Annotated in this window: 14 protein-coding genes; 9 read left to right on the top strand and 5 right to left on the bottom strand. The window is 27.1% G+C overall.

Going from position 1 to position 12,987, the window contains the following annotated elements:
* Window positions 1-70: 70 nt before the first annotated feature.
* Complete coding sequence (locus DR020_RS05080; RefSeq protein WP_055260188.1) at window positions 71-1,216, bottom strand: zinc-binding metallopeptidase family protein; 1,146 nt, start codon at window positions 1,214-1,216, stop codon at window positions 71-73.
* Window positions 1,217-1,368: 152 nt separating this feature from the next.
* Between DR020_RS05080 and DR020_RS05075 the strand changes: the two genes are divergently transcribed.
* From DR020_RS05075 to DR020_RS05050, 6 genes are all read left to right on the top strand, one after another.
* Window positions 1,369-1,545: a sigma factor G inhibitor Gin gene (locus DR020_RS05075; protein ID WP_055260189.1), complete on the top strand. Its 177-nt coding sequence runs from the start codon at window positions 1,369-1,371 to the stop codon at window positions 1,543-1,545.
* Between the two features lie 23 nt (window positions 1,546-1,568).
* On the top strand, window positions 1,569-3,023 hold the full coding sequence (locus DR020_RS05070; protein WP_112365409.1) for an aminotransferase class I/II-fold pyridoxal phosphate-dependent enzyme: 1,455 nt from the start codon (window positions 1,569-1,571) through the stop codon (window positions 3,021-3,023).
* A 19-nt stretch (window positions 3,024-3,042) separates the two neighbouring features.
* Window positions 3,043-3,633, top strand: coding sequence for a nucleoside/nucleotide kinase family protein (locus DR020_RS05065; RefSeq protein WP_055260207.1), 591 nt, complete (start codon window positions 3,043-3,045; stop codon window positions 3,631-3,633).
* 182 nt (window positions 3,634-3,815) lie between these two features.
* The gene (locus DR020_RS05060) at window positions 3,816-4,754 is read left to right on the top strand and encodes a DNA polymerase III subunit delta' (protein ID WP_070101212.1); all 939 of its coding nucleotides are present in this window, start codon (window positions 3,816-3,818) and stop codon (window positions 4,752-4,754) included.
* On the top strand, window positions 4,748-5,656 hold the full coding sequence (locus DR020_RS05055; protein WP_055260191.1) for a PSP1 domain-containing protein: 909 nt from the start codon (window positions 4,748-4,750) through the stop codon (window positions 5,654-5,656). The genes DR020_RS05060 and DR020_RS05055 overlap by 7 nt, the downstream gene beginning before the upstream one ends.
* Before the next feature lie 101 nt (window positions 5,657-5,757).
* Window positions 5,758-5,928 carry a DUF362 domain-containing protein gene (locus DR020_RS05050; RefSeq protein ID WP_055260192.1) on the top strand — a complete coding sequence of 57 codons (171 nt, stop codon included), beginning with the start codon at window positions 5,758-5,760 and terminating at the stop codon, window positions 5,926-5,928.
* A 48-nt stretch (window positions 5,929-5,976) separates the two neighbouring features.
* On the opposite strand, the gene DR020_RS05045 is transcribed toward DR020_RS05050, so the two are convergent.
* The gene (locus DR020_RS05045; RefSeq protein ID WP_055260193.1) at window positions 5,977-6,621 is read right to left on the bottom strand and encodes an MBL fold metallo-hydrolase; all 645 of its coding nucleotides are present in this window, start codon (window positions 6,619-6,621) and stop codon (window positions 5,977-5,979) included.
* 146 nt (window positions 6,622-6,767) lie between these two features.
* Here DR020_RS05045 and DR020_RS05040 point away from each other — a divergent pair, with 146 nt between their 5' ends.
* Window positions 6,768-9,224 carry an ATP-dependent Clp protease ATP-binding subunit gene (locus DR020_RS05040; protein WP_112365408.1) on the top strand — a complete coding sequence of 819 codons (2,457 nt, stop codon included), beginning with the start codon at window positions 6,768-6,770 and terminating at the stop codon, window positions 9,222-9,224.
* A 38-nt stretch (window positions 9,225-9,262) separates the two neighbouring features.
* Here the strand turns inward: DR020_RS05040 and DR020_RS05035 are convergent, their stop codons facing one another.
* Together DR020_RS05035 and DR020_RS12235 are read right to left on the bottom strand one after the other, a co-directional pair.
* On the bottom strand, window positions 9,263-9,496 hold the full coding sequence (locus DR020_RS05035) for a glutaredoxin family protein (RefSeq protein WP_055260195.1): 234 nt from the start codon (window positions 9,494-9,496) through the stop codon (window positions 9,263-9,265).
* 13 nt (window positions 9,497-9,509) lie between these two features.
* Complete coding sequence (locus DR020_RS12235; RefSeq protein ID WP_160110449.1) at window positions 9,510-9,683, bottom strand: hypothetical protein; 174 nt, start codon at window positions 9,681-9,683, stop codon at window positions 9,510-9,512.
* Window positions 9,684-10,030: 347 nt separating this feature from the next.
* Between DR020_RS12235 and radA the strand changes: the two genes are divergently transcribed.
* Together radA and disA are read left to right on the top strand one after the other, a co-directional pair.
* The gene (radA, locus tag DR020_RS05030; protein ID WP_055260196.1) at window positions 10,031-11,392 is read left to right on the top strand and encodes a DNA repair protein RadA; all 1,362 of its coding nucleotides are present in this window, start codon (window positions 10,031-10,033) and stop codon (window positions 11,390-11,392) included.
* A gap of 15 nt (window positions 11,393-11,407) precedes the next feature.
* Entirely contained in the window at window positions 11,408-12,475 is a 1,068-nt protein-coding gene (gene disA, locus DR020_RS05025) for a DNA integrity scanning diadenylate cyclase DisA (protein WP_112365407.1), read from the top strand.
* Between the two features lie 38 nt (window positions 12,476-12,513).
* On the opposite strand, the gene DR020_RS05020 is transcribed toward disA, so the two are convergent.
* Window positions 12,514-12,909 (bottom strand): nucleoside triphosphate pyrophosphohydrolase family protein, encoded by a 396-nt coding sequence (locus DR020_RS05020; RefSeq protein WP_055260198.1) that lies wholly within the window; start codon window positions 12,907-12,909, stop codon window positions 12,514-12,516.
* Window positions 12,910-12,987 lie beyond the last annotated feature (78 nt).

The raw sequence follows: 12,987 nt of genomic DNA, 5'->3' as shown, positions 1-12,987 counted from the left end.
ATCGCTTTTATCTAGTATCACTTTATATAAAATTGATCTAAGTGTAATAAAAAAATAAGGATTTAGGTTATTAGTAAAGTGATGATTTCGCTTCATTTAACAGAGAATCATTTTCTATTAAATCTAAAGCAGTTTGAGCTAAGGCATAGGAAGCTTTTAATCCTTGTTCAAATCCAAAAGAAGATATTGTTTGTTCAGCGAATTCTTTGGTTCCGAAATAAATTACACCTTTTTCTATTATATTAATATAAGGATGAATACAGGGAACTATAGTACTTATGTTTCCAATGCTTAATCTAGATTCTATATGTAAAGGAGGACATATTTCAATTACACCATTTTCTTTTAAATTATTTATAAAAAGCCTATTTAATGTTTTATTTGATAATAATTCTTCACTTGGGGGTTCATAAAGAGAATAGGAACATTGAAGACCCATAAGTTTACTTACATACAGTGTTAGTTCTCTAATTCTTTCTTCAGCAAACTTGGCCATATCCATATTTTTAGCCTGTATATAAAATTTAGCTTCTGCCTCTTCAGGAACTAGCAAAGGTGTATTACATCCCCTAGATAGAATAAAATTTATAGATATATCTGGTGTTAAAGCTTTTAAAAGTGAATTTAATATATTAAATGATAATAGTATTCCATCTAAAGATGTATATGTTTTTGAATTTAGGAAGCTAAGCCCATTTCCACCTATAAATTTAACTTCTAAAGGAATAGTTGCTTTAGATAAGCCACTTTCTGCTGTGACTAATTCTGGTTGAACCATTAAAACTGCATCTATATTATCAAAAACTCCGAGTTTAGCAAAAATAGATTTAGAACCACCTAAGAATTCACCAGGAGAACCAATTACAGTTATGGTTCCAGTGAATTTATCTGTAAACTTACCAAGACCTATGGCTGATGAAATACTTATAGTGGTTAAAAGGTTATTGCCTGTAATATGACCTTGATCTTTTGTTGCATCATAATCACATAAAAAACAAATGTTAGGGTAACCTGAACCTTTAGTTGCTATGAAAGCAGTTTCAATATCGCAAAAATTTTTAGTAATATTGAATCCTCTTGTATTTAAAAAATCACAAATATATTTGCAAGATTCATATTCTTTATAACTTTCTTCAGGGTTATCATATAAGAATTTACATAATTTAAATAAGTTTTCTTTTTCAGTAGATAAATATGATAAGATTTCCTGTTTCATAAAAATTCCTCCTAAATTTTTTTATATTTAATAGTTTTATCAATAATAAAAAAAATATTTATTTTTATGAATAAAATCAAAAGTAAAGGAAAAAATTTTATATAAAAAGTATTTATTGTAAGGGTACAAACTATAAATTTAGGAGTGATTAAATGAGTAATAAAATATGTATTATATGCAAAAAACAAGGATATGGTATAATTATAAAAGGTAAGCTTATTTGCAAAAGTTGTGAAACTAAAGTAATAGAATGTGATTTAGATAGTGAGTTTTATAAATTTTATAAAAACAGATTAAAAGAAGAAATTTACACTAGAAAATCTGTTTAATATACTAAAGAGGGGGATTTTATTTGAATAATGTTCCAATAATAAATAAAATCAATGATTATCTAAAAGAAGATGTTGTTCCATTTTCTATGCCTGGTCATAAGATGGGAAGAGCGTTTAATGATGAATTAAAAAGGATTTTATTAGAAGGTGATTTAACTGAGGTTGAGGGATTAGATAATTTACATAACCCAGAGGGAATAATAAAAGATGCTCAGGATAAATTGACTCGATTATATAAAAGTAAACAAAGTTATTTTTTAATTAATGGAAGTACTTGTGGGAATTTAATAATGGTATTTTCAGCTTTTAATGAAGGAGATAAGGTTTTAGTCGAACGAAATTGCCATAGAAGCATAATGAACGGTGTAATACTTAGAAAATTAGAACCGATATTTATAAAGAATAAATATGATAAAAAATTAAAAGCACCTATAGGTATTGATTTGGATAATTTAGATGAACTATTAAAGGTAGAAAATAATATTAAAGGAATAATACTAACGTATCCTAATTATTATGGTATAGGTCTTGGTATTGAAAATATAATAAAGTTGTGTAAGGAAAGAAACATAAAAGTTTTAATAGATTCGGCACATGGAGCTCATTATGGCTTTAATAAAAAATTACCTAAAAGTCCACAAGAATTAGGGGCGGATATGGTTATTATGAGTGCACATAAAACATTGCCAAGCTTAACTCAAACATCTTATCTTCATGTTAATAATTTAAAATATATAGGGAATGTAGAATTTTACAAGGGTATATTTATGAGCACTAGTCCATCATATATGCTTATGATGAGTTTAGATTATGCTAGAAATTATTTAGAAAATCATGGGAAGAATGATTATAATAAGTTAATAAAAATTATTAAAGAATTTAGGGAGAAAATTAAAGACATAAGTTATTTAAATATTGTAGATAAAGAATTTATATGTGAAAATTGTGAGGATGATAAGAATAAAGCATGTAGTCGATGCAATCTTCAGTATGACTTTAGTAGGATAGTTATAAATTTAAAATATGGTTATAATGGAAACAAGCTTTTAAAATATTTAAGGGAAAATCGTATCCAATGCGAAATGAGTGATAATAAAAATATAGTTTTAATACCAACACCTTTTAATAAGAAAGAAGATTTTGATATTTTATATAAGGTTCTTTTAAATTGTGATGTTGAAATGATAAAGTCAAAGGAACAAAATTTTTATAATATTGATATTCCCAAAAGAAAATTTATGCCTTATGAGATAATTGGAAAAGAAAGTGAAGAAGTGTGTTTAAGCGATTCTTTGGGAAGAGTTGTATTTGAAAATATAATACCTTATCCACCTGGAGTACCTATATTGGTTTCAGGAGAAATAATAGAGCAAGAACATATAAAATATATAGAAAATTATATAAATGAAGGTACAAATATCATAGGGGTTAACAACCATTATATAAAAGTGATAAAATCAGATGATAAAGTTTAGATATTGTGGGGGAAGTGTAATGGGAAAAGTTTTTTGTATAATGGGTAAAAGTGGCTCAGGAAAAGATACTATTTTTAAAGAAATTATTAAAGATAATTCTTTAAATTTAAAAAAAATAGTTGGATACACTACTAGACCTAAGAGAGTGGAAGAGAACGATGGTGTAGAATATAATTTTATAGATGATGATATGATAAATAAATTTATACAAAAAAATAAAGTTATTGAACTTAGAAAATATGATACTGTAAATGGAATTTGGTATTATGGAACAATGGATGATGGGCAAATAAATTTACAGACTAATAGCTATATAGTTATATCAACTTTAGAATCTTATAGTAGTTTTAAAAAATATTTTGGATCTAATAATGTTATTCCTCTATATATAGATGTTGATGATGGAATAAGACTTCAAAGAATTTTAAATCGTGAGATGAGTGAGGATAGTCCAAACTATAAAGAGATTTGTAGAAGATTTATAGCAGATTCAGAGGATTTTAGCAATAAAAATTTAAAATTAAATGGTATTGAAAAAATATATTCAAATAATAATCTTGTAGAATGTATCGCAGATGTAAAAAATAATATTATTAAATACATAAAATAGGGATATATGATAAAATATCAACAAGTAAATACTGTTGATATTTTATTTTTCCTGTAGTTTATAAGCATGGATGTTATAATATTTGTAATAGAAATAATTTTAAGATTGTTTTTATAGTATTATTCTATTTTGGTTTAATGAGATAAAAATTTAAGATTAAATAAATATAAGAGGATTTTTATATGAAAATTATAGGTCATAAAGAAGTTATAAATAGTTTTAATAATGCTTTAAAAAATGATATGATTTCACATGCTCATCTTATAATTGGAGAAGATGGAATTGGAAAAAGTTTAATAGCTAAAAAATTTGCTATGAATATATTAGGAGTTAAAGTAGAAAAAAGTTATATAGATATAATAGAGTATAAGACTAATAAAGAGTCTTTTGGGATTGATAATGTTCGAGAAATAATTAATGAAGCTAATAAAAAACCTTATGAATTTGATAAAAAAGTAATAATAATATATGGTGGAGAAAAATTAACCAGTCAAGCTCAAAATGCTTTATTAAAAACAATAGAAGAGCCACCTAAAGGTGTATTTATAATATTGTTGTCTAACAATAGCGAAAGTATTCTAGATACTATAAAGTCAAGATGTCAAATTTATAGGCTTTGGCCTTTAAGCAAAGATGAAATGTATGAATTTATAAATATTAGTTATAACGATATAAAGACTGAACAAGCTGAGGTTTTATTATCGTTTTGTGAAGGTATTCCCGGAAGAATAGAAAAATTAATAAATGATGAATCTTTTAAGGAGATAAGATTAATTGTAATAGAATTATTAAAAGAAATATCAACTAATAATTCAGAACTTGTATTAAAATATTCTGATATTTTTTGTAAATTTAAAGGAAGAGAAAATGATATTTTATCTGTTTTTAAAACTTTTATAAGAGATATAATTGTATACAAGGAAATCAAAGGTCATATGGATATATTAAATTTAGATAAAATAAATGATATTGAAGAGATAGCAAGTGTTATTTCTTATAAAAAGTTAGAAAAAATATCACAAATAATAGATAAGACAAGAAAGGATTTAAAGAGTAATATAAACTTATGGGCTGCATTTAGTAGCATGTTGATTAGCATATTGGAGGAAGAAAAATGGTAAATGTAATAGGGGTAAGATTTAAAAAAGCGGGGAAAATATATTATTTTGGACCTGATAAATACGACATAAATAAAGGAGATTTTGTTATAGTAGAGACTGCTAGAGGTATAGAATTTGGTGAATGTGTTATAGGAATAAAGCAAATTCCAGAAGAAAGTATTATATCTCCTCTAAAATTAGTATTAAGAATTGCAACTAAAGATGATATAAAAAAACATAAGGAAAATAAAGAAAAAGAAAAATCAGCATTTGAAATATGTTTAAATAAAATATCAGAACATGGACTTAATATGAAGCTTATAGATGTTGAGTATACATTTGATAATAATAAGGTGATATTTTATTTTACTGCGGAGGGAAGAGTTGATTTTAGAGATTTAGTAAAAGATTTAGCAACTATATTTAAGACTAGAATAGAACTTAGACAAATAGGGGTTAGAGATGAGGCTAAGATGTTAGGTGGTCTTGGACCATGTGGAAGACCACTTTGTTGTTCTACATTCTTAGGAGACTTTGCTTCTGTATCAATAAAAATGGCAAAAGAGCAAAATCTATCATTGAATCCTACTAAAATTTCTGGAATATGTGGTAGACTTATGTGTTGTTTAAATTATGAGCAAAGTACCTATGAGGATATAAGAAAGAGGCTTCCAAAGGTTGGATCATTAGTGGAAACTGAAAGGGGAAAAGGTGAGGTAGTAAGCAATAATTTATTAAAAGAAAAGGTAGCAGTTAAATTTAAGATTTCAAAAAATGAGGATGTAGTAGAAGATTTTAGAATAGATAATATAAAACTTATATCAGGTGGATATGAAGATGATATTGAAGATTCTGATATAAAATTAGAAATAGAAGATGAGGCAGATAAAAAATTGGTTAGGGATTTATTTAAGGGTAATTAATTTTATGACAATTTAAAAATTTCGCCAAACGCTTTTAAATGTTATTTAAATGTGGTAAGATAGAGTTTGTACGAAGAACTATTTTTAAGGAGGTGTTTTTAATGGCATACAAAATAGAAGATTCATGCGTAAGCTGTGGAGCATGCGCTGCTGAATGTCCAGTTGAAGCTATATCTCAAGGAGATACTCAATACGTTATAGATGCTAGCACTTGCATTGATTGCGGAACTTGCGCTAACGTTTGTCCAGTTGGAGCACCAGTTGCTGAATAATTTATAAAAAAAGCTATCTTAAGAGGATAGCTTTTTTTATTATGTAATTTAATTAGAATAAATATCTATTAATATAATTTTTGATTTTGTGTGTAGTTCATCTTTATTTATTGAAAAGCTAGATACATTTTCAACTGGATACTCTTTCATCTCCATAAGAAATTTATCAACTCCTGCTAAAGGAATATTTAATAACTTTGTTTTATAATGCATAGGAATTATGAATTTAGGATTTATCTTTTTTACAACTTTTGCAGCAGTTTTAACATCCAAAGTATATGTTTCTCCGACAGGAACAAAAAGAACATCTATTTTACCTAGTTCTTTTAAAGTTTCTTCATCTAAGTCATGCCCTAAGTCTCCTAAATGGCAAAGTGTTACAGAATCGATAATGTATTTAAATATTATGTTATCTCCTCTTTTAGTCCCGTTTGTTTCATCGTGGAAGGATTTTATTCCTGTAATTTCACAAAAATCATTATTATAATTTCCTAAAGATTTAATTATAGTAGGATTGTTTTTAATAAGTTTTGTAAAGTTATGATCATAATGGTCATGACTGATTGTTACTAAATCAACAGAACCCTCAAATGGTGTATAGCCTATACTATCATTAAATGGATCTATAAGAAGTCTTTTACCATTGCTTGTTTTTATTAAGTAAGAAGCTTGACCAAGCCAATAAATATTCATTAATATTTTCCTCCTAAATTAATTATAAATTTAATAAAATTATAACATAATTTTAAAAAAGATATTATATATGAGTTGAAAACACTTTTTGTGGATATAATCACTAATAAAGTTAATGTGTTTAAATATGATATAGGAGGATTAGAATGCTTTTTGATAAATTTACAGAGCGAGGTAAGAAAGTAGTATTAAGAGCTAAGGAAAGTTCTAAGGAGCTTAAGCATGGATATATAGGAACGGAACATATATTAATAGGTTTGCTAAAAGAAGGAGGGCAAAGTAAGGAATTATTAATAAGGTATGGAATAACAGAAAAAAAAGTATTAGAACTTATAAAGAAATTCTTAGGTGTTGGGGAAATTGAATATAATCAAGATGAAATACCAGTTACGCCAAGAGTTAAAAGTATATTAGAGGACGCGTCTTATGAAGCAAAATCCATGGGACAAAATTATGCAGCTCCTGAGCATATATTATTGTCTATGTTAAAGAATAATGATAGTTTAGGTTTTATAATTATATCTAAATTATTTAATGGAAACATAAAAACTTTAATAGAAATGATTACAGAGAATATTAAGAAAAATTATTATCAGCAAAATATAAATCAAGATAAATTAGATAGAAAGTATAACAGGGATAAAAGAAATGATACGCCTTCTTTAGATATGTATGGTGTAGATTTGACATGTATGGCAGAGGATGAAAAGCTAGACCCTGTTATAGGGAGAGATGATGAAACTCAAAGGCTTCTTGAAATACTTTGTAGGAGAGTTAAAAATAATCCATGCTTAATAGGAGAACCTGGGGTTGGTAAAACGGCAATAGTAGAAGGATTAGCTAGAAAGATAGTTGAAGGAAAGGTACCAGAAATACTTAGAGATAAAAAAATAGTTTCTTTAGATTTAACATCTATGATTGCTGGATCTAAATATAGAGGAGAATTTGAGGATAGATTAAAAAAGGTTATAAATGAACTTAAACAAGTAAATAACACAATATTGTTTATAGATGAAATTCACACAATTGTTGGAGCTGGAGGAGCAGAAGGGGCTATAGATGCATGTAATATACTAAAACCAGCTTTAGCTAGAGGGGAAATTCAATGTGTAGGAGCAACAACCATAGATGAATATAGAAAATATATTGAAAAAGATACAGCATTAGAGAGGAGGTTTCAACCTATAAAAGTTGAAGAGCCTTCAAAAGATGACGTTTTAAAAATATTAAAGGGAATTAAAAGCAAATATGAGATTCATCATAAGGTTGAAATAACAGAAAAAGCATTAAGTGGTGCTATATATTTATCAGATAGATATATAACAGATAGATTTATGCCAGATAAAGCTATTGATCTTATAGATGAAGCATCGGCAAGAGTTAGAATAAATAGTTTGAATACTCCAGAGTATATAGAAGATTTAGAGGAAGAATTAGAACTTTTAATAGCTGAAAAACAATGTGCTATAGAAAAACAAGATTTTGAAGTTGCAGCAAAGCTTAGAGATGAAGAATCAAAATTAAAATCAGAATTGGAATATGAAAAAAATAGATGGTTAGACGAAAACTCTGTAAATGTTGAAACTGTTGATTATGAAGATGTTGTAAATATAGTTTCTAGATGGACTAAGATACCTTTAGAAAAGATAAATGAAAGTGAGACGGATAGGTTATTAAATTTAGAAGATAGACTTAAGAAGAGGGTTGTTGGTCAAGAGGATGGAATAAAGGCTTTGGCAAAAGCTGTTAGAAGGGCTAGAGTTGGATTAAAAAACCCTAAAAGACCAATTGGATCATTTATATTTTTAGGGCCTACTGGAGTTGGAAAAACGGAGCTTTGCAAGGCTTTAGCAGATGTTATGTTTGGAGATGAAAATAATTTTATAAGAATTGATATGTCAGAATACATGGAACAGCATGGAGTATCTAAACTTATAGGTTCGCCACCAGGTTATATTGGGTATGAAGATGGAGGTCAGTTGACTAAAAAAGTTAGAAGTAATCCTTATTCTGTTATATTGTTTGATGAAATTGAGAAAGCAAATCCAGATATTTTAAATATACTTTTGCAAATATTAGATGATGGTATATTGACAGATGGAAAAGGAAAAACTGTAGATTTTAAAAATACGATAATAATAATGACCTCTAATATTGGTGCAGAGTGCTTAAAGAAAAAAAATTCTTTAGGATTTTCAATATTGGAGGAAGGTGAAGATGAGAGATATGAAAAGATGAAAAATGAAATGATTGAAAAGTTAAAAAAATCTTTTAGAGATGAGTTTTTAAACAGGGTAGATGATATAATAGTTTTTCATCAATTGCAACATAGACATTTATTAAAAATTGTCGATATAATGTTAACAAATACCAAAGATATATTAAAATCAAAAGATATGGATTTAAATTTTACTGATGAGGTTAAGCAATTTTTAGTTGAAAAAGCTATAGATACAAATTATGGTGCAAGACCATTAAGAAGAGCTATAACTAAAAACATAGAAGATAAATTAAGTGAGGAAATATTAAAAGGAAACGTAACTAAAGGAAGTGTTTTAAAAGCTATTATTGAGAATAATGAGGTTGGTTTTATTAAAAATTAAAATTATAAGATAAAGATTTTCATAAATTATGAAAATCTTTATCTTATATTATTTAGAGCTTTGTCTATTTCTTCTTGTTTAAAGCCTATTATAATTTCATTATTTATTTCAAGTACAGGAACATGACCTTGCTTTGTTTTTTTTATCATTTCATTTCTGGCTTCCATGTCAGATTGAACATTTAGTTCTTTAAAATCAATGTTTAAGGATTTTAAATATTCTTTTGCTTTGGTACACCAAGGGCATGTACTTGTAGTATAAATTTTAACCATTATAGTATCACTCCTAAATTTTATTATGTATTATATCTTCATTACTAATCTTATCATTAATTAGTAAATTTGTCATAGAATCATAATCATTAACTGTATTAAATATATTGTTCTTATAATTTCTTAATGGATTTGATTTTATTTTTTCGGGATTATAGTTGTTGTATAATTTATCTTTAATATTCAATAATATCAACTCCTTATTAAAATAAAATTTAATATAATTTTAGTATTGTTAAAAGAGTTAAAAATATTCATTATGTACTTAATATAAAAGTACTATTAGCATTTATAAGATATAAAAAATTTTATTATATCTTGTAAATAAAAAAACATATATTTAGTAAATAAAGGAAAATATAAAGAATAGTAAAAATTATATATAAATAGTCGTAACTATGTGCTATTATTAGTTTTATAGAAATTTTAATAAATAAGTATTTAATTTATGGTAAAGTTATTTTAATGTCATTTAAATTAATTTTATTTAAAATATAGTATTAGATAATGGTTATTTTAAGGAGGTTAACATAAGTGGCTAAACAAAAGAGTATATTTATATGCCAAAACTGCGGATATGAATCTCTTAAATGGCTTGGAAAATGTCCAGATTGTAATAGCTGGAATACAATGGTTGAAGAAATAAAAGATAATAATTTAAAATTTACTAATATTAATATAGAAAAAAAACTTGATGCAGTAAAAAAGATAGGTGAAATAAAATCAGGAGAGAAGGAGAGGTACAATACAAAGATTACTGAACTTAACAGGGTATTGGGTGGAGGTCTTGTTAAGGGATCTATGATACTAATATCGGGAGATCCTGGAATTGGAAAGTCAACATTGCTTTTACAAACTGCAAATAATATATCTAAAGAATATGGGAAGGTATTGTATGTTTCTGGAGAAGAATCAGAGGAACAAATAAAGATAAGGGGAGATAGATTAGGGATAGATGCCGATGAATTATATATAGTATCTGAAACAAATTTAGATATTATTAATATATATATAGATCAAATTAAGCCTATTTTTGTTATAATAGATTCAATACAGACTGTATATAAAGATAGTGTTAGTTCTGCACCTGGAAGTGTTTCTCAGGTAAAAGAATGTTCGAATTCTATAATGAGAATAGTTAAGGGAAATAATATACCTCTTTTTATAGTTGCTCATGTAACAAAGCAAGGAGAATTAGCTGGTCCGAGGGTTTTGGAGCATATGGTAGATGCAGTATTATCATTTGAGGGAGAGAGAACAGAAGAATTTAGAATATTAAGAACTATGAAAAATAGGTTTGGAACAACATCAGAAATAGGGGTATTTGAAATGAGACAAGAAGGTCTTATAGAAATATATGATCCATCAAAAATGTTTTTGGAGGATACTTCGTTTAATCAAGAGGGTTCAATAGTAATTGGAATTATAGAAGGAACTAGACCTATTCTTGTAGAAATACAGGCCTTGGTGAGCGAAACCAAAGCCGTAATGCCAAGAAGAACAGCAGTTGGTATAGAGAATTCAAGATTAAGTTTAATTTTAGCTGTTCTAGAGAAAAAATTAAAAATTCCATTTTATAATACTGATATATATGTAAATGTAGTTGGTGGACTTGAGATAGAGGGTACTACCGCAGATTTAGGTATTGCAATAGCATTAATATCATCTGTTAGAGGTAGAGTGTCTAAATTGGAAAGATTATTAATTATTGGAGAAGTTGGACTAACAGGAGAAATTAGACCAATTGCCAATTGTGAAAGGATAATAAATGAAGCTGAGAAAATGGGATTTTTAAATGCCATAATACCTTATAGAAATTTAGAAAAAGTAAAGAATTCTAAATTAAATATAATTGGAGTTAAAACTTTAAAGGAAGCTATAAGTAAGATATTTTAATAGATAGGTGAGTATATGAGGATAGAACAAGATAGTGAAATAAAAAAAGTACTAAAGATAATAAGCCATGGAACAGCGTTAAGAGAAGGTCTTGAAAATATTTTAAGAGCTAAAACTGGAGGACTTATTGTATTAGGGAATAATGAAAGTGTATTAGATATAGTGGATGGAGGATTTAATATAAATTCAGATTATAGTCCAGCTTTTATATATGAGCTTGCTAAAATGGATGGAGCGATAATTGTAAGCTCTGATTTAAAGAGGATATTGTATGCTAATACTCAACTTATGCCTAATCAATCAATTGCAACTTATGAAACAGGAACAAGGCATAGAACTGCCCAACGTGTTGCTAAACAAACGGGCAATATAGCTATTGCAATATCTCAAAGAAGAACAATGATAACAATATATAAAGGTGATATAAAATATGTGTTAAGAGATAGTAGTATTGTTCTAAGCAAAGCTAATCAAGCATTACAAACATTAGAAAAATATGTAGTTGTTTTAGATAGGGTAATAAATAATTTAAATATTTTAGAATTTCAAGATTTAGCTACATTATTTGATGTTACAACAGCTATTCAGCGTACAGAAATGATTATGAGAATAGTTCAGGAAATTGATGGTTATATTATAGAGCTTGGGAATGAAGGAAGACTTATATCGATGCAATTAAATGAATTGGTGAGAAATATAGAACAAGATGGATTGCTTCTTATAAGAGATTATTGTAGTAATAAAGATTTGGATTTAGAGGATATATATAAAAATATACAATTATTATCATCGGAAGATTTATTAGATTTAGAACAAATAGCTAAAGAACTAGGATATGTTGGAAAACCATTAATTGACACATTAGTGTCACCAAAGGGATATAGAATAGTCAATAAAGTGCCAAGAATACCTTCAAACGTAATAGAAAATTTAGTTAAGCATTTTAACAAATTAAAATACGTGTTAGAAGCAGGGACAGAAGAATTAGATAAGGTAGAGGGAATTGGTGAAGCGAGAGCAAAAGCTATAAAGAATGGGCTTAGAAGAATAAGGGAACAAGTATCTTTAAATAAAAATCTATAGCAAAAGTAGTGCTTGATAAATCAAGCACTAAAGATTATTTATCTAAGAGTAAATTTGCCTAATGTGTTCATTTTATCATATTCTTTTAGATAGATATCATAAAGATTTAAACCAAGAGCGTTACAAAGGGAAGCTAAATAGAACATATTGTTTCCTAACTCTCTTTCAATAACTTCTCTACAGTTGTCGCAAAGCTGTCCTTCTATACCGCTAGTTATGGTATTTAAGTTTTCTAAGTAGTTTTCATCATAGATTAAATCTTGCTTTTCGGCAGATACTTTGATGCAACCACAATTTGTAACTGCTTTACAAACTGCTCTAGAAGCTCTAGCTTGAGATTCTTGATATTTGCTTAAAATGTCTAAGATATTTCTATGTCTTAATAGAGAATCATTTACACTGTTTTGAAAATTATCAAAAATTATATCTCTCATAGTGTTACACTCCTTAGTAAAAGAATTTCATCATATATTTTTATACTAATTATAAGATTTGTATTTGTAAAAAGTCAA

The organism is Sarcina ventriculi (assembly GCF_900456775.1).
Taxonomy (GTDB): domain Bacteria; phylum Bacillota; class Clostridia; order Clostridiales; family Clostridiaceae; genus Sarcina; species Sarcina ventriculi.
The sequence above is the reverse complement of the archived record's forward strand: the minus strand, read 5'-3'. Positions and strand labels throughout refer to the sequence as shown.